This window comes from Rhodococcus sp. NBC_00294, assembly GCF_036163995.1.
Lineage (GTDB): Bacteria > Actinomycetota > Actinomycetes > Mycobacteriales > Mycobacteriaceae > Rhodococcoides.
Genome location: NZ_CP108043.1, coordinates 1 through 22,674 on the forward strand (window position 1 = coordinate 1; position 22,674 = coordinate 22,674).

The 22,674-nt window shown below is 66.6% G+C and carries 20 protein-coding genes; 9 read left to right on the plus strand and 11 right to left on the minus strand.

The genetic code is table 11. The annotated features are described in order from the left end of the window. Nucleotides 1-10: 10 nt before the first annotated feature. From OHB23_RS00005 to OHB23_RS00025, 5 genes are read right to left on the minus strand one after another with little or no spacing between them, the layout of a single operon-like run. Complete coding sequence (locus OHB23_RS00005; RefSeq protein WP_328810437.1) at nucleotides 11-1,060, minus strand: zinc-binding dehydrogenase; 1,050 nt, start codon at nucleotides 1,058-1,060, stop codon at nucleotides 11-13. Further along, nucleotides 1,036-2,619 carry a phosphonate ABC transporter, permease protein PhnE gene (gene phnE, locus OHB23_RS00010; RefSeq protein WP_328810438.1) on the minus strand — a complete coding sequence of 528 codons (1,584 nt, stop codon included), beginning with the start codon at nucleotides 2,617-2,619 and terminating at the stop codon, nucleotides 1,036-1,038. The genes OHB23_RS00005 and phnE (OHB23_RS00010) overlap by 25 nt, the downstream gene beginning before the upstream one ends. Then, entirely contained in the window at nucleotides 2,616-3,410 is a 795-nt protein-coding gene (phnC, locus tag OHB23_RS00015; protein WP_328810439.1) for a phosphonate ABC transporter ATP-binding protein, read from the minus strand. The genes phnE (OHB23_RS00010) and phnC (OHB23_RS00015) overlap by 4 nt, the downstream gene beginning before the upstream one ends. Nucleotides 3,411-3,421: 11 nt before the next feature. Continuing rightward, nucleotides 3,422-4,390, minus strand: a complete 969-nt coding sequence (locus OHB23_RS00020; protein WP_328810440.1) for a phosphate/phosphite/phosphonate ABC transporter substrate-binding protein — start codon at nucleotides 4,388-4,390, stop codon at nucleotides 3,422-3,424. A gap of 40 nt (nucleotides 4,391-4,430) precedes the next feature. Further along, nucleotides 4,431-5,153: a phosphonatase-like hydrolase gene (locus OHB23_RS00025; protein ID WP_328810441.1), complete on the minus strand. Its 723-nt coding sequence runs from the start codon at nucleotides 5,151-5,153 to the stop codon at nucleotides 4,431-4,433. A 108-nt stretch (nucleotides 5,154-5,261) separates the two neighbouring features. On the opposite strand from OHB23_RS00025, the gene OHB23_RS00030 reads away from it, so the two are divergent. From OHB23_RS00030 to OHB23_RS00045, 4 genes are all read left to right on the plus strand, one after another. Next, entirely contained in the window at nucleotides 5,262-5,975 is a 714-nt protein-coding gene (locus tag OHB23_RS00030) for a GntR family transcriptional regulator (RefSeq protein WP_328810442.1), read from the plus strand. A gap of 77 nt (nucleotides 5,976-6,052) precedes the next feature. Further along, nucleotides 6,053-7,207 carry a TIGR03364 family FAD-dependent oxidoreductase gene (locus OHB23_RS00035; RefSeq protein ID WP_328810443.1) on the plus strand — a complete coding sequence of 385 codons (1,155 nt, stop codon included), beginning with the start codon at nucleotides 6,053-6,055 and terminating at the stop codon, nucleotides 7,205-7,207. After that, a complete protein-coding gene (locus tag OHB23_RS00040; RefSeq protein WP_328810444.1) occupies nucleotides 7,204-7,902 on the plus strand; it encodes a phosphonatase-like hydrolase in 699 nt (232 codons plus the stop codon). The genes OHB23_RS00035 and OHB23_RS00040 overlap by 4 nt, the downstream gene beginning before the upstream one ends. A gap of 203 nt (nucleotides 7,903-8,105) precedes the next feature. Next, the gene (locus OHB23_RS00045) at nucleotides 8,106-9,419 is read left to right on the plus strand and encodes an MFS transporter (RefSeq protein WP_328810445.1); all 1,314 of its coding nucleotides are present in this window, start codon (nucleotides 8,106-8,108) and stop codon (nucleotides 9,417-9,419) included. 15 nt (nucleotides 9,420-9,434) lie between these two features. Here the strand turns inward: OHB23_RS00045 and OHB23_RS00050 are convergent, their stop codons facing one another. Beyond that, on the minus strand, nucleotides 9,435-10,184 hold the full coding sequence (locus tag OHB23_RS00050; protein ID WP_328810446.1) for a GntR family transcriptional regulator: 750 nt from the start codon (nucleotides 10,182-10,184) through the stop codon (nucleotides 9,435-9,437). Between the two features lie 336 nt (nucleotides 10,185-10,520). Here OHB23_RS00050 and OHB23_RS00055 point away from each other — a divergent pair, with 336 nt between their 5' ends. The 3 genes from OHB23_RS00055 (at nucleotide 10,521) to OHB23_RS00065 (ending at nucleotide 14,645) form a co-directional block, all read left to right on the plus strand. After that, nucleotides 10,521-11,081 (plus strand): hypothetical protein, encoded by a 561-nt coding sequence (locus OHB23_RS00055; protein WP_328810447.1) that lies wholly within the window; start codon nucleotides 10,521-10,523, stop codon nucleotides 11,079-11,081. Further along, the gene (locus OHB23_RS00060) at nucleotides 11,078-12,268 is read left to right on the plus strand and encodes a PrsW family intramembrane metalloprotease (RefSeq protein ID WP_328810448.1); all 1,191 of its coding nucleotides are present in this window, start codon (nucleotides 11,078-11,080) and stop codon (nucleotides 12,266-12,268) included. The genes OHB23_RS00055 and OHB23_RS00060 overlap by 4 nt, the downstream gene beginning before the upstream one ends. A 64-nt stretch (nucleotides 12,269-12,332) precedes the next feature. Then, nucleotides 12,333-14,645, plus strand: a complete 2,313-nt coding sequence (locus tag OHB23_RS00065; RefSeq protein WP_328810449.1) for a putative bifunctional diguanylate cyclase/phosphodiesterase — start codon at nucleotides 12,333-12,335, stop codon at nucleotides 14,643-14,645. A gap of 753 nt (nucleotides 14,646-15,398) precedes the next feature. On the opposite strand, the gene OHB23_RS00070 is transcribed toward OHB23_RS00065, so the two are convergent. From OHB23_RS00070 to OHB23_RS00090, 5 genes are read right to left on the minus strand one after another with little or no spacing between them, the layout of a single operon-like run. Next, nucleotides 15,399-16,448 (minus strand): zinc-binding dehydrogenase, encoded by a 1,050-nt coding sequence (locus tag OHB23_RS00070; protein WP_328810437.1) that lies wholly within the window; start codon nucleotides 16,446-16,448, stop codon nucleotides 15,399-15,401. Continuing rightward, nucleotides 16,424-18,007 (minus strand): phosphonate ABC transporter, permease protein PhnE, encoded by a 1,584-nt coding sequence (phnE, locus tag OHB23_RS00075; protein WP_328810438.1) that lies wholly within the window; start codon nucleotides 18,005-18,007, stop codon nucleotides 16,424-16,426. The genes OHB23_RS00070 and phnE (OHB23_RS00075) overlap by 25 nt, the downstream gene beginning before the upstream one ends. Continuing rightward, nucleotides 18,004-18,798 carry a phosphonate ABC transporter ATP-binding protein gene (gene phnC, locus OHB23_RS00080; RefSeq protein WP_328810439.1) on the minus strand — a complete coding sequence of 265 codons (795 nt, stop codon included), beginning with the start codon at nucleotides 18,796-18,798 and terminating at the stop codon, nucleotides 18,004-18,006. Before phnC (OHB23_RS00080) ends, phnE (OHB23_RS00075) begins: the two co-directional genes overlap by 4 nt. An 11-nt stretch (nucleotides 18,799-18,809) precedes the next feature. After that, nucleotides 18,810-19,778, minus strand: a complete 969-nt coding sequence (locus OHB23_RS00085) for a phosphate/phosphite/phosphonate ABC transporter substrate-binding protein (RefSeq protein ID WP_328810450.1) — start codon at nucleotides 19,776-19,778, stop codon at nucleotides 18,810-18,812. A gap of 40 nt (nucleotides 19,779-19,818) precedes the next feature. After that, nucleotides 19,819-20,541 carry a phosphonatase-like hydrolase gene (locus OHB23_RS00090; protein ID WP_328810451.1) on the minus strand — a complete coding sequence of 241 codons (723 nt, stop codon included), beginning with the start codon at nucleotides 20,539-20,541 and terminating at the stop codon, nucleotides 19,819-19,821. A gap of 108 nt (nucleotides 20,542-20,649) precedes the next feature. Between OHB23_RS00090 and OHB23_RS00095 the strand changes: the two genes are divergently transcribed. Further along, entirely contained in the window at nucleotides 20,650-21,363 is a 714-nt protein-coding gene (locus OHB23_RS00095) for a GntR family transcriptional regulator (RefSeq protein WP_328810452.1), read from the plus strand. A 36-nt stretch (nucleotides 21,364-21,399) separates the two neighbouring features. After that, the gene (locus tag OHB23_RS00100) at nucleotides 21,400-22,581 is read left to right on the plus strand and encodes a TIGR03364 family FAD-dependent oxidoreductase (protein ID WP_328810453.1); all 1,182 of its coding nucleotides are present in this window, start codon (nucleotides 21,400-21,402) and stop codon (nucleotides 22,579-22,581) included. The last annotated feature ends 93 nt before the right edge of the window (nucleotides 22,582-22,674 follow it).

A 22,674-nucleotide genomic window follows, 5' to 3' on the forward strand; every position in this document is an offset into this window, starting at 1 on the left:
GGTGACAACGTCAGCGCACGTGCGGAGTCACCGATGATCGCAGGATGCCGGGCCGCGTCGGCACCAGCACCCGCGCGAGATCTGCCAGCGGCACGGGAGTGTCGATCACCTCGGCCCACGGGTACCTTCCCTCGGTCGCGTCGAGGAATGCCACGGCCTGCGAGAGGTGACGGGGTTCGTAGTTGTGCACTCCGGTGATGGCCCACCAGTTCCGGACGACAGCCTCGGGGTCGACGGAGATCGGCGGGCCGGGGGCCACTGATCCGGCGAGGACGAACCGGCCGCCGATGTCGAGCCGGTCGAGGGCGGACTGCAGGGCCGCCGCTGCCCCGGTGAAGTCGACGATCACGTCCGCGTCGCCGCCGTCGTCGTCGATCCCTCCGAAGCGTCGAGAGATGTTCTGTCGCGCCGGGTCGCGGTCGATGACGCGGACGGTCTCCGCACCACGCTCGACGGAGGCAGCGGCCGCGGTGACGCCGAGCATCCCGGCACCCATGACGAGCACTCGCTTTCTGCCGAGATTCCCCGCCGCCTCCAGCGCTGCCATGACCGTCGCGGTCGCGCAGGCTGCCGGAGCGGCAACGGCGTCGGGCATCGACTCCGGGACCGGGACCACGGCCGTTCCGCGGGGCAGGACGATGTGCTGGGCGTACGAGCCGCTCAGCATCCACTCCCCCGTCGCCGGCTCGTGTCCCACCTTGCGGACGTGCAGGCACTTGGCGGTGAAACCGGAGGTGCAGCGCACGCAGTGTCCACAGGGCACGGTCACCGACCAGACGACACGATCACCCGCCACCAGAGCGGCACCGTCGGCGCTGATCGCTCGTGCCCCGTCGCCGAAGGCAATGATCCGGCCGATCGCCTCGTGCCCGAGGATGGAGGGGCACGGGGCCGGTCGTCGCCCGGACACCGTGTGCAGGTCGCTCCCACACACGGTGGCGAGGTCGATACTCACCAGGACCTCGCCGGGTGCCAGCTCGGGGATCTCGAGTGTGCGGACGTCGATTCCGTCCGGTGTCCACAGCGCCGCTCGCGTCAGGCCAGGAGTGATCTGATCCATCCGGAGATCCTTTCCACGGTGTAGACGACGACGAAGATGACCAGGACGATCGCGCCCGCGACGTCGAAGTTGAGAGTGCGGATCGACTCGAAGAGCAGGAAGCCGATACCGCCGGCGCCGACGATGCCGAGGATGGTGGAGGTGCGGATGTTGACGTCGAGGAGATACAGGCTCGAGCCGATCATCGACGGGATCGCCTGTGGGATCACTGCGTTCACGATGCGATTCCACCACCCTCCTCCGACGGAGGAGATCGCTTCGAGTGGGCCCGGGTCGATCTCCTCGACGGCGTCGGCGACGAGCTTGCCCAGGAATCCGATCGACCCGATGGCCAGAGCGCAGGTACCGGCGACCGGACCGAGTCCGAGCGCCGCGACGAACACGACGGCGAGAATGAGTTCGGGAACCGCGCGCACCAGCAGGATCCACGACCGCGCCGCCCAGTACACCGCGGGGTGTGGGGTGACGTTGCGGGCGGCGAGGACACCGACGGGAATGGACAGTACGACGCCGATGGCGGTGGCGACGACGCCGATGGCCACGGTCTGCACGGCGGCATCCACGAGATCGATACCGAGCGAGGAGAAGTCGGGCGGGATCATGCGGCCGAACACGTCCATCGACGGTCCGATCCACGTCAGCAGCGACCGGGGGTCGAGCTCGAGGACGACGAACGATGCGATGGTTGCCCCCACCAGTACCGCGCCGGAGCCGATCTTCATCGCTCGGTCGCGACGCGGGCCCGCCTTCGACGGGACGAGCAGCATGCGTCTGATCGCGATGGCCGCCAGCTCCATCGCGGCGATGATCACCAGGATGACGAGAACGATGCCGAGGGCGCGGGGGTAGATCAACCCGCGTAACGCGTCCTGCAGCGCGAAGCCGATTCCGCCGGCGCCGACGAATCCGAGCACCACGGACATGCGCAGGTTGATGTCGATGCGGTAGACGAAAGCTCCGATCCAGGCGGGAACCACCTGCGGCACCACGGCATTGATCATCTCGCGGATGTACCCGACCCCGGTCGCGCGCAGTGCTTCGCGAGGACCGTCGTCGGCTTCCTCGATGGCGTCGGCGAACAGTTTGCCGAGCATGCCGATCGAGTGCAACGCCAGGGCGAGGATGCCCGGCAGCACGCCGATGCCGAGTGCCCGGACGAACAGGACGGCGAACAACAGGTCGGGCATCGCACGGCAGAAGGTGATGATCGCCCGCGCCGCGGTGTACACGATCGGATGGGGGGTGGTGTTCCGGGCTGCGAGAAAGGCAAGGGGGACAGAGACGATGGCGGCCAGGACGGTGCCGAGGACCGCCATCAGGAGCGTGTCGAGAGCGAGAGAGACGATACGTTCGGAGTCGTCGAGGCGCGGGGGCAGCATGCGCGCGATGAGGCGTCGTACGTCGTCGAGTCCGTCGATGAGCGCGGCGGGCGCGAACTCGATGTATTCGGCGGAGAGCACGGTGAGAACGACCGCGATCGCGGCGAGTGACGGCAGGAGCCACCGCCGCCGCGGCCGGGTCGGTGGCGGTTCGGTTCTCGGTGTCGCGGTGACGGTCATGACGGGAACGCCGCCGACCTGACGTCCCCGGGCGGGGCGATGCGCTGGTAGATCGGCATGATGTCCTCGCGCATCAGACCCGCGGCCGGGCGGTCGAGAACGACCTCTCCGTCACGCAGGCCGACGAGGCGGTGAGCCCAGCCGAGTGCGAGGTCGACCTGGTGCAGGGTGCACACCACGGTCAGTTTCTCCTCGGTGCACACGCGTTGCAGGAGGTCCATGACCACGCCTGCGTTCTCCGGGTCGAGTGAGGCGACGGGTTCGTCGGCCAGGACGATGCTCGGTCGCTGCATCAGGGTGCGCGCGATGGCGACGCGCTGCTGCTGCCCGCCGGAGAGGGTGTCCGCTCGGCGCTCGGCGAAGTCGGCGAGACCGACACGGTCGAGGCACCGCAGGGCTTCCGCTCGCATCGCCTTGGGGTACGTTGCCGCGCCGTATCGAGGCACGGTCAGACGTCCCAGGCCTCCGACGAGGACGTTCTCGAGGCAGGACAGGCGGCCGACGAGATTGAAGTGCTGGAAGACGAAACCGACGTCCTTACGGACCTCGCGTGCCGATCGGCGGGACGCCAGGTCCACGCGAGAACCCAGTGTGGTGATGGCGCCGGACGTGATCGGGTGGAGTCCGTTGATGCATCGCAGCAGCGTCGACTTGCCGGATCCCGAGAGCCCGAGAAGCACGAGCATCTCGCCGCGGAGGACGTCGAGGTTGACGTTGTGCAGTGCGGTGGTGGTGCCGAAGGTCTTGGTGACATCGCGTGCACTGACGACGATGTCCTTACGGTCGATCATCGCGTTCATGGTCAGCCCTGGCACTTCTGGGAGCCGGTGACCTCGCACACGTGGCGGACGCCGTCGTAGTCGCTGTCGTCGGCCGGGACGACACCCCATGCGTCCTCGTCGGTGATGCGGCACTCTTCAGCGCAGATACCGTCGGCGACGAAGGCATCGGAATTCATGCCCTCGCTGAACACCTCCTCCAGCTTGGCGATGGCATCGGTACCCAGATCGTTGTTCGCCGCGAAGAGTGATCCGGCGATCGTCTCCGACTTCCACACCGTCTTCAGCTCGCCGGGAGCCAGTTCGCCGTTGTCGATCATCGTGCGGTCGACCATGGTGTCGAAGGCGAAGCCGGCGTCGCAGTCGCCTGCCTTGACGGCCAGCGCGGAGGCGTCGTGTCCGCCCGCGTAGATCGGTGTCACGCCAGCGGAGATGTCGGCCTCGGAGCCTGAGGCGATGACTCCTTCCTCGATCAGTCCCGCCGACGGGTACAGAAAGCCGGAGGTGGAGCTGGGGTCGACGAAACAGACCTTCTTGCCGGCGAAATCGGCGAGCGAGTCGACAGAGGGGTTGTCCGCGCGGGTGATTCCGTAGGACTGGTATCCGGGGGGTGTGCCCTCGTCCTGCACCACGGCACCGAGGGGAGTCATCTCGGCGCCATTGATGCCGGCGACCACGTAGGCGAAGGGTCCGAAGAAGGCGAGGTCGACGTTGCCGGCGATCAGCCCTTCCACGACGCCCGCGTAGTCGGAGGCCTGAACGAACTCGACGGTGGAGCCGGTCTCGCGCTGCAAGCGCTCGATGACGGGGTCGTAGCTCGCACGCAGGTCCGTGGAGTTCTCGGCGGGGATCGCCGCGAGCGTGATCGTCTCCGGAAACCCTTGATCGTTGGTTGTGTCGGCGGTGGAGCTCGAACAGCTCGCAGCAACGAGTGCGGTGGCGGAGAGAAGCGCTGCGGAGGTCACAGCACGGCGGGAGGCGAGAATGGGCATGGCGTGGTGTCCGTTCGGTGAGGTGGGCCGGAGGGTCGGGTCAGGGCAGGAGCAGAGCGGGGAGGTCGGCGACACTGGCGAGCACGTGCGTCGGACCGGCGGTGCGTAGCTGCGCCTCCGAGTGGGCGCCGGTGAGTACACCGACGAGGACGGAAGCCCCTGCGCGCCTACCGGAGTCGATGTCGTTGGAGGTGTCTCCGACGACGGCGACGGCGGCCATGTCGCTGACCCCGGTGCGCAGGGCTGCGGTGAGGACGAGGTCGGGGAACGGTCGTCCGCGGCCGGCGTCGCCGGGTGCGAGGTAGGCGTCGGCGAGGTCGTGCCAGTGCAGGGTGTCGAGGATGCGGTGTTGCGTCGTCGTGGAGAATCCGGTGGTCAGCACGACCTTGATTCCGGCGTCGCGCAGAGCCGTCACGGTCTCCACGGCTCCGGCGATGGCCTGCACCCCGGTGTCGATGCGAGCGTCGTAGGCCGATTCGAAAGCGCTGTTCGCCGCTCGGGCGCGGTCCTCGTCGCCGAAGAGGGCGCGGAAGACCTCGATCTTCGACTGGCCCATGGTGTCGAGGACGTACCGGCGGGCATCGGCGCGTTCGGTGCCCGTGTCCGGGAGGCCGACGGCGGTCGCGGCTGTGTCGAAGGCTGCCAGGACCAGGCCGTCGTCGGAGACGGTGGTGCCGGCCATGTCCAGCACGACGAGTTCGACGACGGGCGTCCGGGCGGGAGAGGTAGCGGCGGTCACGGTGGGGGCGGGCGCATTCGGCATGGGACAGACCCTGCCGGTTGGTATAGACCAGAAGAGGGTCGGGCCGTGAACAGCTGATGAACGTGCGTCGACCATTTGGTCTAGACCTATTTTTGCTATGGTGTCGCCATGGCCGTCGACACCGAACCTCGGATGCTCAAACATCAGGTCGTGCGCAGGAGCCTCGATGCCCTGCTCGACGGGCTCTCACCCGGTGACCCGTTCCCTTCCGAGCGGGATCTGGCCGAGGCGCACGACGTCTCGCGAGAAACACTGCGCCAGGCCATCCGGGAGTTGTTGGTGGCGGGCAGAATCGAGCGTCGAGGTCGTGCGACGGTAGTGGCGGCTCCCAAGGTCGTCCTCCCTCTCGCCGTGGGCTCCTACACCGAAGCCGCACGCGCGAAGGGCATGACCGCCACGCGTCTGCTCGTCGGCTGGAGCACCTATGGAGCAGACGACACCCTCGCCGAAATGCTCCACGTCGACCCCGGTACGCCCGTGGTGGAACTCGAACGCGTCTTCACCACGGACGACACCCGCGTCGGTCTCGAGACGACCCGGATTCCCGCCGCGCGTGTTCCCGAGCTGAGGGACAGCTTCGATCACCGCTCCTCCCTCTACTCGGAGCTCGCCGTCCGCGGCATCGTCTTCGGACGGGTCGTCGACACCATCGAGACAGTGCTCCCCGACGCGCGCGAGGCCGCTCTGCTGGCAGTGGACACCCGCACCCCGATGTTCCTGCTCAACCGCACCTCCTACGACGACCTCGGGGTGCCGATCGAACAACGGCGCTCGCTCTACCGCGGCGACCGGATGACCTTCACCGCCGTCATGGACGCCTGACACTCGGGTATATATACAGCAGGTAAATTCGGCGAACCTGTATTGACAAGTTGCGGTCCAGGGTCGACAGTTTGTTCATGCACAAGCACACAAACTACGACGTCGTGATCGTCGGCGCAGGCATCATCGGTCTCGCGCACGCCTATCATGCCCACCAGCGCGGTTTCCGAGTCGCTGTCGTCGACCATGCCACCGCGGTCGTCGGCGCATCGGTCCAGAATTTCGGACATGCCTGCATCACAGCGCAATCGGGCGAGGCGCTGCGCTACGCCGGAGCCGGACGCACGCACTGGTTGGACCTGTCACGCAAGGCCGGCTTCTGGTCGTCCGAGTCGGGCACCCATTGCGTGGCCCGTCATGACGACGAACTGGCGGTCCTCCGACAGTTCGCCGAAGTTCGGGGACCGGAGCAGGCACAGCTGCTCGATCGCGACGAGGTCCTGAACAGACTCCCCATCTCTGCCGATGGTGTCACCGGCGGGTTGTTCATGCCTCTCGATCTCCAGGTGGACCCGCGCCGCGCCGCGCCGTCGATCGCCCGTTGGCTCGAGAACTCCGGTGTCGACTTCCATTGGCGCACGGCAGCGACGTCATTCGACCCCGGGGTTGTTCGCACCACTCGCGGCGATCTGTACGCAGACACCGTGTTCGTCACCGTCAATTACGACATCGACCGACTCTTCCCCGAGTACGCCGAACGGGGAGGTCTCCTGCGGTGTCGCCTGCACATGTTGCGAGCCCACATCGAACTGTCGACGCGGCTGCCGACTCCCCTGTTCACCGGCTGGTCCCTCTTGCGGTACTCGGGTTTCGAGGGGCTTCCCGCCGTCGTCGATGTCGCCACTCGGTTGGCAGAGGAGTTTCCCGACTACCTCGACCTCGACCTGCACCAGATGTACACCCCCCAGCCGGACGGCACGATTTTGATCGGTGACACCCACATTCGTGAGACGTCGGCATCTCCGTTTCAGAGCGAAGCAGGGTTCGAGGCCCTCGTCACGGAGGCGAAAGCCATGTTCGGTGTCGACCGGATCGAGGTCACCGAACGCTGGCAGGGTGTCTACAGCTCAGCACCCGACTCGGAGTTCCTTCTGGTCGAACCGATCTCGGGTGTCCACGTCGTCACGGTCACCACCGGAATCGGTATGACCACCAGCTTGGGGCTGGCCGAATCCAGCCTCACTCGCGCGCTCGAACAGAACGCGTCAACCCAGATAGGAGTCGATGCATGACCACGTCCGACACTCACCCGATCAGCCTCGTCGTGTTCGACATGGCCGGAACCACCGTCGAGGACCGAGGACTGGTGCAACAGTCCTTCGCAGCCGCCGACGAACACGCCGGACTCTCCCGCGACGAACAGGACAGAGCTCGTATGCTCACCTACGTCACCGACACCATGGGCCAGTCCAAGATCGACGTGTTCAGACACCTCAGCGGAGGCAACGAAGAGCAGGCTCAGTCCGCGAACAAGGCGTTCGAGGACCGCTACGGACAGCTCGTTCGGGACGGTCACTGCAGCGCGATCCCGGGTGCAGCGGACCTGCTGCACGATCTTCGATCCGACGGCATCAAGACAGCCTTGACCACCGGGTTCGCGCACGAGACCCAGTACGCCATCCTCGATGCCCTCGGTTGGCGAGACATCGCCGACGTCGTCCTGTGCCCCGGCGACGGCATGCGTGGACGCCCCTTCCCCGACATGCCACTGACCGCGCTGCTCCGCACGAGCGCCCCGTCCGTCCAGGCCATGCTCGTCGTCGGCGACACCACGTCCGACATCACCAGTGGCCTCCGATCAGGAGCACGAGTGGTCGTCGGAGTCCTGACGGGCGCTCACGACGCCGACCAACTCCGCGCGGCGGGTGCGACACACATCCTCGAGAGCGTTGCCGACCTGCCCAGCCTGATCGACGCGGTGAACTGAGCCGGCTCGACACTTCTCGAACCCGCACCACCCTCGCCATACCGCCTCGTCGTCCGAGTGGGCAGCCGCATCGACGCCTCATGCTCGCGGATCTCCCGCTCGTCGCGCAGCCTTCCGCGCGGCGAGCGAGGACAACTTTCCTCGATGTTCTTCTTCGCACGACGCTGCGAGTGCTCTCGCGCGTCCGAATCAAGGTGCACAAGATGACGAAAGCCCTGACCTCGACCCCCGAGAAGATCGCCCGTTACGAACGCTGGCGATTCCAGATCTTCGCGATCACCTGGATCGCCTACGCCGGCTTCTACTTCACGCGACAAGCCTTCTCGGTCGCCAAACTCGGAATCCTCGAAGATCCCGTCCTGTCCACGACCCTGACCAAGTCCACGCTCGCCAACCTCGACGCCGTCTACCTCGCCGCCTACGCCCTCGGGCAATTCGTCTGGGGCTCGGTCTCCGATCGATACGGCCCCAGAATCGTCGTCCTCGGCGGCCTGGCCATTTCCGCTGTCGCCACCCTGTTCATGGGACTGCTGCCCGCGCTGGTCTTCCTGCTTCCCTTGATGATCGTGCAAGGGCTGTCGCAGTCGACCGGGTGGTCCGGCACCTTGAAGAACATGTCGCAGTTCTTCTCCATCAGCGAACGGGGCCGCGTCCTCGGTCTGTGGAGCACCAACTACGCCTTCGGCGGACTGGTCGCTGCACCCGTTCTGGGCTGGTTCGCCTACAGCATCTTCGACAGCTGGCGGGCGGCCTTCACCACCGGTTCCGTCGTGGTAGCGGTCATCTTCGTCCTCGTCCTGATCTTCCAGCGGAACAGCCCGACCGACGTAGGCCTCCCGCCGATCGAAGAGTATCGACCGAACACCGAGATCGCCCCGCTCGCATCCGAATCCGCCGTTGCCGTGCCCACACAGTCGGTGCGCGAGACATTCTCCGTCGTGATCAGAGACAGAATGGTCATGACACTCGGTGCAGCCTATTTTCTCCTGAAACCGGCGCGCTACGCGATTCTCCTGTGGGGCCCGGTCATTGTCGCCGAACGCCTGCAGAACGCCGACAACTTCGTCGCCATCACCGTTCCGATCGCGTTCGGAGTCGCAGGGGTGGCTGCACCGATCCTGATCGGCCGGATCTCCGACAAAGTATTCAAAGCCCGCCGCATTCCCGCGTGCGTGCTGAGCCTCGTCGCCTTGACCGTGATTCTGGCGTTGTTCACTCCTCTCACCGCCGCCGGCAACGTGTGGATCATGGTGGCCGTGCTCGCTGTCATCGGGCTCACGGTCTACGGAGCGGACGCCATGATCTCGTGTGTGTCCGCCGTGGACTTCGGAACGTCCAAACATGCAGGGGCCGCAGCGGGAATCATCAACGGCTGCGGTTCGATCGGAGCGATCTTCGGTGGCCTGCTTCCCGGCTACCTCGACACGACGACGCTGTTCTACGGCTTCGCGGGCGCCGCGTTCCTCGCGATGCTTCTGCTTCTCCCGCACTGGAATCGGATGCCCGCGGCAGACTGACGGCCACCTGCGCTGTCAGGAACCGTGGTTGTCCGGCGCGATCATGCGCGGATCGACCGTCCGCGAGTTGACGATGCTGAAGACGACCTGGTCGGAACGGTAGCGATCGTCTGCGAATTCGAACGCGATTCCGTTCTCGTCTCGGGAGGTCCGGCGTTCACGCAGCAACGGACTGCCCACAGCGATGCCGAGGCTGTCGGCGTCCACCGCATCGGCCGACACAGCATCGAGCAGGTGCGACATCGACTCGAACCTCACACCGAGGCCGGTCAGGTAGTCGGTGATCGAGCCCGAGTCGGTGTCGAAATCGAACAACAGCGAACCCACGGAATCGACGAACACGCTTCGTTCGATCATCGTGGGTTCGCTGTCGAGATAACGGACGCGAACGACTTCGACCACGAAATCGTCGATGTCGATCCCCAGCGTCTGTGCAGCGACTGCTGACGCCCGCCGACGCGACACCTCCAGCGTCTTGCTGCCCGATCTGCGCCCAGTGCGCCGCGCCCACTGAGAGAACGGAGTGAACGTGTCCAGGGTCTGCGCAGAATGATCGGAGCGCACCACGGCCGGACGACCTCGAGAAAGGTGGACCGCCCCCTCTGCTGCGAGCGACGCCAACGCTTGTCGCACCGGCCCGCGAGAGACCCCGTACTCGGCGCAGAGCGCACTCTCACTCGGAAGAGACTGCCCCACCGCATAGTCGCCACTCGCGATCAACGCACGAAGTCGCCGAGCGACGAACTCGTGCCTCGCCTCGGCCACGCTCGATCACATCCCCCCACTCGACAGGTACGGCCCCAATCGTAAGCCGCAGCTCGGCGACCTCCCGCACGGCGGTCGCCGCCCGCCCGCGAGTGGTGTGCGTTCGACGCATCGCGCGGATCGGCCCGCATGTCATTCGACCGAATGACACGGCGATCAAATGAACTGCATCGTCACAACGACGACCCCACGCAATGCTTCATCATCTGAAATAGTGATTGCACCCAAACATCGGAGAACACGTTGGTATCCCACACAGAATCACCGACAAGACCCGAGCATCCTCACCGCCGTCGACCACCCGCCGACCACCGCTTCCTCGGCCTCGACACCCGCGTGTTCCCGCACGCCCTGGTAATCCTCGCCGTCTGGCTGCTCTGGGTCATCGCCGTCCCGGCCCTCGACTCCGCTGTGTCGCAGGAGAACCCCGTGCGCTCCGGTGATCGGCTCTCGATCACCGACAGCGTGACGATGACACCGGCCACCGAATGGAACATCGCCAGCGGATTCCGAGTCGACGAGCGCGCGACCGACGACTCCCTGCCGAGCATCGAACTGACTCGGGGCAACATCTTCCTGACCGTGCGCGCCGACTCCTTCGACGGGACACCCGACGACCTGCTCACCCAGGTCGACACCGTCAGCGCCTCCGTCAGCGGGAACTCGGTCCTCGGCCTGTCCGGAGCGCGTACCCCGTTCGTCACCGACACCGGTCTGACCGGTGTGCAGGTCACCTTCACCACTCCCAGTGCCGCCGGGTCGCTCACCGCCTTCGTCGTCGACGGCACCGGTCTCGACGTCGAGGTGTCCGGTCCGCCGGCACAGATCACCGACCGCACTCCCGAGATCACCGCCATGATCGCCAGCATCACCGCCGAGAATCGAGCAGCCCAGTGAGCACCGACACCGTCAGCGCCCGCAGCCGCGCCCTCGAGACGACCGCGTGGGGCGAGAAGTTCCACTTCGTGCAGCCCCGCAACATCGTGTTCTGGATCTACCTGTGGCTCTGCGCCGCAGGGCTCGTGAAGGGGTGGCAGGAATTCTCCCCGTTTGCCGGGTACTTCGGTCGCGCCCTGCTCATCGCGGGCGTCGTCGGCGCCGTCAGCGTCGCGGTGTGGACGTGGTGGTTCCGACACATCGACCGCTACGAACGCCAGCCACTGGCCCTGGTGATCACAGCCTTCGTCTGGGGCGCCACCGCCGCCCCCTTCGCCATCGCCCTCACCGCCAACGGCGCCATGGGATCGCTGTACGCGAAATTCTTCGGCCAGGTCTTCGCGCAGGACTGGCAAGCAGGACTGACCGCCCCGTTCGTGGAGGAGACCGCCAAGGGAGTCGGGATCGTCGTCCTCCTCGCCCTGGCACCGCGTCTGGTGCGCACCCCTGTCGACGGCCTGCTGCTGGGCGCGTTCCTGGGCCTGGGATTCCAGACCAGTGAGGATCTGCTGTACTCCGTCGCAGGCGCAACCCAGGGTTTCGGCGCTCACCAGACCGACGGACTGATCGAATCCATCGGTACCCGGATCTTCTCCGACATCGTCTCCCACCCCCTCTTCACCGCCCTCTTCAGCGCCGGTGTGATCTACCTGATCGGCACACCAGCGCAACCGAGACGCATCGTCCGAGGCCTGGCACTGATGCTCGCACCGGTCATGGTGCACGGAATCTGGGATTCGATGGTCGCCCTGTCCGGTGGCAGCCAGGTCCTGGCGGGCGTGCTCCTGATCGGCGACTTCGTGTTCGCCTTCACCGCGCTGTGGATCGCGTTCGTATGGGCGCACCCACGCGAGTCACAGTTCGTCCGTGAAGTCCTCGCGCCCGAAGTCGAGTCCGGGGTCCTCACCGACGAGGAGATCACCGCCGCCGGTGGATGGCGCCAACGACGCCACTACGTCAAGGCCGGAACCGACCGTGCCGACCGGCGTCGACGCGGGCACATCCTCGCTGCGGCTCTCGATCTCCTGGCCGACCTCGCCGCCGGCAAGGGACACGACACCCCCGACGTGATCGCCGCACGCGAGGAGATCACCCGCATCCGCGGCGGCGCACTGCACTCCGACACGCACCCGTCGACCGCGCCGTGACGCAACGCCCTTCTCACGCGCGGACGGTTCTCGGCTTCTGCGACCACCAGGTGCGCAGCCCGAGATGATCCCGCGCACGGGGGACACGTCCCCACGGGGAACAACTCTGCGCGATGCATCGCCGCCGCCGCCCACGTCGAGGATGTGGACGGCGGCGGCGATCGCCGTCGGGATCACCGCCATCGGCGTGGCGTTGGCCCTCACCCCTGGTGACCACTTCTTTCGCGGTGAGTTCGAGTGGTCGTATCTCCTGACACCGGTTGTCGGTGCGTACACCTGTTCCCTGGCAGCAACCCGGACCCGAGGTATCGACCGCCGGTTCTGGTCCCTCATGACAGCGTCGATGGCGATCTGGCCCGTCGGGCAGCTGATGTTCATCATCACCTCGGCCGTAGGCGCCTACACGTTCCCCTCCTGGGTCGAGATCCCCGTCGTCGCCTCCAACACGATCACGGTCGTCGCGCTGGTGCTCTATCCCCGGCACGGGGCGGCATTCACCGCGCGCAACGTCCTCGACGCCTTGATGGTCAGCCTCTCCGTCGGCCTGATCACCTGGCACCTCTGGCTGCGCCCACTGGTCGAAAACCTGGACGGCGCAGCCGAACTGCGCAGCGTCGCCGGGTTGTACTTCCCTCTCGTCGGTGCCTTGCAGCTGACGCTCGGCATCCTTGCGCTGGGTCGTGCGAAGTACCGCGACCAGCTCCCGCTGACCGTCATCGTGCTGGGTCTCGTCCTGTTGGCAGCCGGCGGGATCTGGTACGCGCAATGGCAATCCGACGGTTCCACATCCACGTCGGGCTTCGCCTTCAACATGCTCGGCAACCTGTGCACGACCCTAGCTCCGCTTCTCGTCTTTCGATCAGCCGACCGATCCCGACGGGCACGGGCAGTGCTGTATCCGACATCCATCGTCCCGTACATCCCCGCCGCCGCTGCTGTCACCCTGTCTGTGGTCTCCGTGCACCGGGGCACCGCGCAATCGGCCGAACTCCTCGTCGTCCTCGTGGTGATTCTGATGCTCTCCGCTCGCCAGTACGCCGTGCTGTGGCAGAACACCCAGCTCCGGCGAACCATCGAGGACACCGAACGACAGATGCGCCACCGCGCCCACCACGACGCACTGACCTCGCTGGCCAATCGGGCTCACCTGCGGGAGAGACTCGACCACCTGACCGAGGCGCGCGAGGAATCCGCGGCCACGGTGTCGCTTCTGTTCATCGATCTGGACGACTACAAGATCGTCAATGACACGCTCGGACACCGGATCGGCGACCAGGTGCTCGTCGACTTCGCCGCGCGCCTGCGGAACGGTATCCGCCGGGCGGACACGATCGCACGCCTGGGCGGCGACGAGTTCGTCGTCCTGCTCGACGACGTCGACGAGGCCGCGAGCACCGTCGCCGCACGAGTGCTCGAGATCCTCGACGAACCGTTCACCCACGACGGCCACACCGTCACCGTTTCCGGCAGCATCGGCGTCGTCACCCACGGGCCGTCGGACCCTCCCACGACATCGGAGGAGATGCTCGCCCGCGGGGACACCGCGATGCTGCGAGCCAAGCGATCCGGGAAGGGCACCGTCGTCGAGTTCGACACCGGCATGGCCCTGGTCGACCTCGACGACACACACCTGCGCGCGGCGCTCACCACCGCGATAGAGCTCGAGACGCTCGGCATCGCACTGCAGCCCATCGTCGACACCGCCACCGGACGGATCCGGGGAACCGAAGCGTTGCTACGCCTCTCGCGCGGAAGCACGGCAGTCGACCCACTGTCGGTCGTCGCCGCCGCGAGCCGGGGAGGCATCCTCCCGGAACTCACATCCGCCGTCCTGCAGCACACCGGCCGGCGCATCGCACCCAGCGCCGGCGACTCTCCGCACCCTGGAACCATCCACGTCAACGTTCTCCCTGTCGAACTCGACACTGCGCACCTCGAAGCGTCACTGAGATCCGTGTTCGACACCGGTCTACTACGACCCGACGACCTGGTTCTCGAGATCGCCGAGAACGCCATCGCAGCGCACCACGAGGACATCCGCCGCGGCATCGCGAAGATGCACGCCCTCGGCGTGCGGATCGCGCTCGACGACTTCGGCAGCACCGACACCAGCCTGTCGACTCTGGCTGCGCTCGACGTCGACATCGTGAAACTCGCACCGACACTCGTCGACGCACTCGATCGACTGCCCAGGATGGCCACAGTCGTCAGCTCTCTGGTGCAGTTGGCCGACAGCCTGGGCGCCGTGGTCATCGCAGAAGGTGTCGAACGGCCCGGGCAGCTCGACATGCTGCGCCACCTCGGAGTGCCCCTCGCCCAGGGGTACCTGCTCGGTGCTCCCCACCTCGACACCGCGCGGTCCGCTACCGCGATCTGACGCCACAACACACCTCTGGGCAGGCGTCGGCCCTGGCCTTCGTCGGGCGGCCCGGCCCCCATCACGAGGCTGTCGAGAACGAACGGTTCATCCCGTCGATGAAGGTATGAACACGTCCATGCCGCCGGCGATCGACGCGAAGCGAGTGGTGTCCGTCCACAGAAGTCCTTGCAAGTCCGCGACGGTAGTGGCCATTCCTGCGCTGAAGTCCACCCACGGCCACTGACGTCCACCCGCGTCCATCGAACGAGTTACGAACGAGTTGTGACAACTCGTGACATCGAGCCGAGATTCGGCAGTTCTCGCAGGTGACCGGACGCCCCTGGACCGTGGCGGACCTGCGCGGACGTACCGGGGGAAGTCGTGAAACGAGAGGTCAGATCAGGCTATTTAGGAGCATTTGTGCTGGTCAGAGGCATATCGAGAGCCTCCTTTCGGGATTGAACCGAAGACCGCTCGCTTACAAGGCTTCGACGACCCGATCAGGTGGATCCACCTGGACTCACGAAACCCGTCCTGAAATGCTCCCTTGTCCACTGGCGTCCGCCTCGGTCCACCTCCGTCCGCTCCGACTTGTGACACTCTCGTGACACCGAGAGTGAGCATCTCGACCGAGTTCGTCTGGTATCAACCTGCACTGCAGTAGATCTCGTCGATGTGGGTAACCGCATCTCGATGACAGCGCTCCCGCGTTGGAACCATCGGTGACGACCGCCCCGGTCCGAGAGAGTCGAGACCGCGGTGGTGACAACGTCAGCGCACGTGCGGAGTCACCGATGATCGCAGGATGCCGGGCCGCGTCGGCACCAGCACCCGCGCGAGATCTGCCAGCGGCACGGGAGTGTCGATCACCTCGGCCCACGGGTACCTTCCCTCGGTCGCGTCGAGGAATGCCACGGCCTGCGAGAGGTGACGGGGTTCGTAGTTGTGCACTCCGGTGATGGCCCACCAGTTCCGGACGACAGCCTCGGGGTCGACGGAGATCGGCGGGCCGGGGGCCACTGATCCGGCGAGGACGAACCGGCCGCCGATGTCGAGCCGGTCGAGGGCGGACTGCAGGGCCGCCGCTGCCCCGGTGAAGTCGACGATCACGTCCGCGTCGCCGCCGTCGTCGTCGATCCCTCCGAAGCGTCGAGAGATGTTCTGTCGCGCCGGGTCGCGGTCGATGACGCGGACGGTCTCCGCACCACGCTCGACGGAGGCAGCGGCCGCGGTGACGCCGAGCATCCCGGCACCCATGACGAGCACTCGCTTTCTGCCGAGATTCCCCGCCGCCTCCAGCGCTGCCATGACCGTCGCGGTCGCGCAGGCTGCCGGAGCGGCAACGGCGTCGGGCATCGACTCCGGGACCGGGACCACGGCCGTTCCGCGGGGCAGGACGATGTGCTGGGCGTACGAGCCGCTCAGCATCCACTCCCCCGTCGCCGGCTCGTGTCCCACCTTGCGGACGTGCAGGCACTTGGCGGTGAAACCGGAGGTGCAGCGCACGCAGTGTCCACAGGGCACGGTCACCGACCAGACGACACGATCACCCGCCACCAGAGCGGCACCGTCGGCGCTGATCGCTCGTGCCCCGTCGCCGAAGGCAATGATCCGGCCGATCGCCTCGTGCCCGAGGATGGAGGGGCACGGGGCCGGTCGTCGCCCGGACACCGTGTGCAGGTCGCTCCCACACACGGTGGCGAGGTCGATACTCACCAGGACCTCGCCGGGTGCCAGCTCGGGGATCTCGAGTGTGCGGACGTCGATTCCGTCCGGTGTCCACAGCGCCGCTCGCGTCAGGCCAGGAGTGATCTGATCCATCCGGAGATCCTTTCCACGGTGTAGACGACGACGAAGATGACCAGGACGATCGCGCCCGCGACGTCGAAGTTGAGAGTGCGGATCGACTCGAAGAGCAGGAAGCCGATACCGCCGGCGCCGACGATGCCGAGGATGGTGGAGGTGCGGATGTTGACGTCGAGGAGATACAGGCTCGAGCCGATCATCGACGGGATCGCCTGTGGGATCACTGCGTTCACGATGCGATTCCACCACCCTCCTCCGACGGAGGAGATCGCTTCGAGTGGGCCCGGGTCGATCTCCTCGACGGCGTCGGCGACGAGCTTGCCCAGGAATCCGATCGACCCGATGGCCAGAGCGCAGGTACCGGCGACCGGACCGAGTCCGAGCGCCGCGACGAACACGACGGCGAGAATGAGTTCGGGAACCGCGCGCACCAGCAGGATCCACGACCGCGCCGCCCAGTACACCGCGGGGTGTGGGGTGACGTTGCGGGCGGCGAGGACACCGACGGGAATGGACAGTACGACGCCGATGGCGGTGGCGACGACGCCGATGGCCACGGTCTGCACGGCGGCATCCACGAGATCGATACCGAGCGAGGAGAAGTCGGGCGGGATCATGCGGCCGAACACGTCCATCGACGGTCCGATCCACGTCAGCAGCGACCGGGGGTCGAGCTCGAGGACGACGAACGATGCGATGGTTGCCCCCACCAGTACCGCGCCGGAGCCGATCTTCATCGCTCGGTCGCGACGCGGGCCCGCCTTCGACGGGACGAGCAGCATGCGTCTGATCGCGATGGCCGCCAGCTCCATCGCGGCGATGATCACCAGGATGACGAGAACGATGCCGAGGGCGCGGGGGTAGATCAACCCGCGTAACGCGTCCTGCAGCGCGAAGCCGATTCCGCCGGCGCCGACGAATCCGAGCACCACGGACATGCGCAGGTTGATGTCGATGCGGTAGACGAAAGCTCCGATCCAGGCGGGAACCACCTGCGGCACCACGGCATTGATCATCTCGCGGATGTACCCGACCCCGGTCGCGCGCAGTGCTTCGCGAGGACCGTCGTCGGCTTCCTCGATGGCGTCGGCGAACAGTTTGCCGAGCATGCCGATCGAGTGCAACGCCAGGGCGAGGATGCCCGGCAGCACGCCGATGCCGAGTGCCCGGACGAACAGGACGGCGAACAACAGGTCGGGCATCGCACGGCAGAAGGTGATGATCGCCCGCGCCGCGGTGTACACGATCGGATGGGGGGTGGTGTTCCGGGCTGCGAGAAAGGCAAGGGGGACAGAGACGATGGCGGCCAGGACGGTGCCGAGGACCGCCATCAGGAGCGTGTCGAGAGCGAGAGAGACGATACGTTCGGAGTCGTCGAGGCGCGGGGGCAGCATGCGCGCGATGAGGCGTCGTACGTCGTCGAGTCCGTCGATGAGCGCGGCGGGCGCGAACTCGATGTATTCGGCGGAGAGCACGGTGAGAACGACCGCGATCGCGGCGAGTGACGGCAGGAGCCACCGCCGCCGCGGCCGGGTCGGTGGCGGTTCGGTTCTCGGTGTCGCGGTGACGGTCATGACGGGAACGCCGCCGACCTGACGTCCCCGGGCGGGGCGATGCGCTGGTAGATCGGCATGATGTCCTCGCGCATCAGACCCGCGGCCGGGCGGTCGAGAACGACCTCTCCGTCACGCAGGCCGACGAGGCGGTGAGCCCAGCCGAGTGCGAGGTCGACCTGGTGCAGGGTGCACACCACGGTCAGTTTCTCCTCGGTGCACACGCGTTGCAGGAGGTCCATGACCACGCCTGCGTTCTCCGGGTCGAGTGAGGCGACGGGTTCGTCGGCCAGGACGATGCTCGGTCGCTGCATCAGGGTGCGCGCGATGGCGACGCGCTGCTGCTGCCCGCCGGAGAGGGTGTCCGCTCGGCGCTCGGCGAAGTCGGCGAGACCGACACGGTCGAGGCACCGCAGGGCTTCCGCTCGCATCGCCTTGGGGTACGTTGCCGCGCCGTATCGAGGCACGGTCAGACGTCCCAGGCCTCCGACGAGGACGTTCTCGAGGCAGGACAGGCGGCCGACGAGATTGAAGTGCTGGAAGACGAAACCGACGTCCTTACGGACCTCGCGTGCCGATCGGCGGGACGCCAGGTCCACGCGAGAACCCAGTGTGGTGATGGCGCCGGACGTGATCGGGTGGAGTCCGTTGATGCATCGCAGCAGCGTCGACTTGCCGGATCCCGAGAGCCCGAGAAGCACGAGCATCTCGCCGCGGAGGACGTCGAGGTTGACGTTGTGCAGTGCGGTGGTGGTGCCGAAGGTCTTGGTGACATCGCGTGCACTGACGACGATGTCCTTACGGTCGATCATCGCGTTCATGGTCAGCCCTGGCACTTCTGGGAGCCGGTGACCTCGCACACGTGGCGGACGCCGTCGTAGTCGCTGTCGTCGGCCGGGACGACACCCCATGCGTCCTCGTCGGTGATGCGGCACTCTTCAGCGCAGATACCGTCGGCGACGAAGGCATCGGAATTCATGCCCTCGCTGAACACCTCCTCCAGCTTGGCGATGGCATCGGTACCCAGATCGTTGTTCGCCGCGAAGAGTGATCCGGCGATCGTCTCCGACTTCCACACCGTCTTCAGCTCGCCGGGAGCCAGTTCGCCGTTGTCGATCATCGTGCGGTCGACCATGGTGTCGAAGGCGAAGCCGGCGTCGCAGTCGCCTGCCTTGACGGCCAGCGCGGAGGCGTCGTGTCCGCCCGCGTAGATCGGTGTCACGCCAGCGGAGATGTCGGCCTCGGAGCCTGAGGCGATGACTCCTTCCTCGATCAGTCCCGCCGACGGGTACAGAAAGCCGGAGGTGGAGCTGGGGTCGACGAAACAGACCTTCTTGCCGGCGAAATCGGCGAGCGAGTCGACAGAGGGGTTGTCCGCGCGGGTGATTCCGTAGGACTGGTATCCGGGGGGTGTGCCCTCGTCCTGCACCACGGCACCGAGGGGAGTCATCTCGGCGCCATTGATGCCGGCGACCACGTAGGCGAAGGGTCCGAAGAAGGCGAGGTCGACGTTGCCGGCGATCAGCCCTTCCACGACGCCCGCGTAGTCGGAGGCCTGAACGAACTCGACGGTGGAGCCGGTCTCGCGCTGCAAGCGCTCGATGACGGGGTCGTAGCTCGCACGCAGGTCCGTGGAGTTCTCTGCGGGGATCGCCGCGAGCGTGATCGTCTCCGGGAAACCCTGGTCGGTCATCGTGTCGGCAGTCGAGCTCGAGCAGCTCGCAGCAACGAGTGCGGTGGCGGAGAGAAGCGCTGCGGAGGTCACAGCACGGCGGGAGGCGAGAATGGGCATGGCGTGGTGTCCGTTCGGTGAGGTGGGCCGGAGGGTCGGGTCAGGGCAGGAGCAGAGCGGGGAGGTCGGCGACACTGGCGAGCACGTGCGTCGGACCGGCGGCGCGTAGCTGCGCCTCCGAGTGGGCGCCGGTGAGTACACCGACGAGGACGGATGCTCCTGCGCGCCTACCGGAGTCGATGTCGTTGGAGGTGTCTCCGACGACGGCGACGGCGGCCATGTCGCTGACCCCGGTGCGCAGGGCTGCGGTGAGGACGAGGTCGGGGAACGGTCGTCCGCGGCCGGCGTCGCCGGGTGCGAGGTAGGCGTCGGCGAGGTCGTGCCAGTGCAGGGTGTCGAGGATGCGGTGTTGCGTCGTCGTGGAGAATCCGGTGGTCAGCACGACCTTGATTCCGGCGTCGCGCAGAGCCGTCACGGTCTCCACGGCTCCGGCGATGGCCTGCACCCCGGTGTCGATGCGAGCGTCGTAGGCCGATTCGAAAGCGCTGTTCGCCGCTCGGGCGCGGTCCTCGTCGCCGAAGAGGGCGCGGAAGACCTCGATCTTCGACTGGCCCATGGTGTCGAGGACGTACCGGCGGGCATCGGCGCGTTCGGTGCCCGTGTCCGGGAGGCCGACGGCGGTCGCGGCTGTGTCGAAGGCTGCCAGGACCAGGCCGTCGTCGGAGACGGTGGTGCCGGCCATGTCCAGCACGACGAGTTCGACGACGGGCGTCCGGGCGGGGGAGGTAGCGGCGGTCACGGTGGGGGCGGGCGAGTGCGGCATGGGACAGACCCTGCCGGTTGGTATAGACCAGAAGAGGGTCAGGCCGTGAACAGCTGATGAACGCGCGTCGACCATCTGGTCTAGACCTATTTTTGCTATGGTGTCGCCATGGCCGTCGACACCGAACCTCGGATGCTCAAACATCAGGTCGTGCGCAGGAGCCTCGATGCCCTGCTCGACGGGCTCTCACCCGGTGACCCGTTCCCTTCCGAGCGGGATCTGGCCGAGGCGCACGACGTCTCGCGAGAAACACTGCGCCAGGCCATCCGAGAGTTGTTGGTGGCGGGCAGAATCGAGCGTCGGGGTCGCGCGACGGTAGTGGCGGCTCCCAAGGTCGTCCTCCCTCTCGCCGTGGGCTCCTACACCGAAGCCGCACGCGCGAAGGGCATGAGCGCCACGCGTCTGCTCGTCGGTTGGAGCACCTATGGAGCAGACGACACCCTCGCCGAGATGCTCCACGTCGACCCCGGTGCGCCCGTGGTGGAACTCGAACGCGTCTTCACCACGGACGACACCCGCGTCGGTCTCGAGACGACCCGGATTCCCGCCGCGCGCGTTCCCGGGCTGATGGACAGCTTCGATCACCGCTCCTCCCTCTACTCGGAGCTCGCCGTCCGCGGCATCGTCTTCGGACGGGTCGTCGACACCATCGAGACAGTGCTCCCCGACGCCCGCGAGGCGGCGCTGCTGACAGTGGACACCCGCACCCCGATGTTCCTGCTCAACCGCACCTCCTACGACGACCTCGGGGTGCCGATCGAACAACGGCGCTCGCTCTACCGCGGCGACCGGATGACCTTCACCGCCGTCATGGATGCCTGACTCTCACCGCCCTCCCCGAGAAAGCGAACCACCCACGTGAGCACATCGACCCACTACGACGTGGTCGTCGTCGGCGCCGGCATCATCGGACTGGCCCACGCCTATCACGCACACCAGCGGGGACTGGCGGTCGCCGTGGTCGATCACGCCGAGACCGTCGCCGGAGCGTCGGTGCAGAACTTCGGCCACGCCTGCATCAGCGCACAGTCCGGAGACGCCCTCACCTACGCCCGCGCCGGCAGACACCACTGGCTGGATCTCTCGCGCAAGGCGGGCTTCTGGGCCTCCGAGACCGGAACACACTGCGTCGCCCGCCACGACGACGAGTTCGCCGTCCTCGAGCAATTCGCCCAGCGACACGGTCCGGATCGAGCACAGGTACTCGACCGCGACGAGATCCTCGAACGCCTGCCGATCTCGGGCACCGGAGTCGTCGGCGGCCTGTATCTGCCGGAGGACCTCCAGGTCGACCCACGCACCGCGGCACCGGCCATTGCGAGGTGGCTGCACGAGTGTGGTGTCGACTTCCACTGGCGAACGGCGGCAACGGCCTTCGAACCCGGTGTCGTCCACACTTCCCGCGGTCACCTCACTGCCGATACCGTCTTCGTCACCGTCAACTACGACATCGACCGACTCTTTCCCGAGCTCGCCGAGACCGGTGGGCTCCTGCGGTGCCGGCTACACATGCTGCGCGCCGTCCTGCCGTCCACCGCACCGCTCCCCACGCCACTGTTCACCGGATGGTCGCTGCTGCGCTACTCCGGCTTCGCAGACCTTCCCGCCACACCCTCACTGGCTCAGCGCCTTCAGGCAGATTTCCCCGACGCGGTCGAACTCGACCTCCACCAGATGTACACCCCACAACCGGACGGGTCGATCCTGATCGGTGACACCCACGATCGCGACGTCGACACCTCGCCCTTCCAGAGAGAGGACGGGTTCGAGCTGTTATTGCGCGAAGCGAGAATGCTTTTCGGTGTCACATCCGTCGACGTGGTCGAGCGATGGCAGGGCGTGTACAGCTCCGCACCGGGATCCGAGTTCCTGCGAGCAACACCTGTACCCGGAGTTCACGTCGTCACCGTGACTACCGGGATCGGAATGACCACCAGCATGGGGCTGGCCGAGTCCAGCCTCACCGGGTCGGCAACCTCCGGGGCCGGCTTCGGTGGCGCTCACAAGTACTGGCCCAACGCAATGGTTCACCATCTGTAATAGTGAGTACACCCAATCATCGGAGACTACTTTGGTATCCCACACAGATGCCCGGACCAAACCCGAACATCATCGCCGTCGGCCACCCGCCGA